At 49.4% G+C, this 559-nt stretch carries 1 protein-coding gene; it reads left to right on the plus strand.

Features of this window, described 5'->3' with window-relative positions; genetic code table 11:
* Window positions 1-559 (plus strand): glycoside hydrolase family 36 protein (locus R8N47_RS27435; protein WP_318186392.1); only part of this gene is annotated, 559 nt, incomplete at both ends.

Below are 559 nucleotides of genomic sequence, written 5' to 3' on the forward strand. Positions count from 1 at the left end.
TGCCGCGCATCATCCTATTCGCAACGGTGTCACGCAGGATGCACCGATAGGCTGGTGTTCTTGGTATGCGTACTATGCCGATGTGACCGAGCAAAATGTTTTAGAAAATGTCGATTGCATGCAAGACAAGCTCGAAGACCTAGAATGGGTACTTCTGGATGATGGCTATCAAGCGTTCATGGGGGATTGGCTTACGCCGTCTGATAAATTCTCTGGCGGTGTGAAGGAGCTGATTCAAAACATTCGCGCAAAAGGCAAAAAGCCTGCGATTTGGATGGCTCCTTTCATAGCGCAGCCAGAATCTGAGGTCTTTAAGCAACATCCTGAATGGTTTGTTCGTCATCCTGACGGTCAGCTCCTCAAAGCCGAAGATGTTACCTACGGCGGCTGGCGTTGCACGCCTTGGTATATTCTCGATACGTCTAACCCCGAAGTGCAAGATCATCTAACGCACGTGGTGTCAGTGATGAGGCTAGAGTGGGGCGTAGAGCTGTTTAAGCTCGATGCAAACTACTGGGGAACACTAAAAGGAAAACGTAGTCAGTCTGGTATTACGGGT

It is taken from the genome of Vibrio sp. 2132-1, from assembly GCF_033344315.1.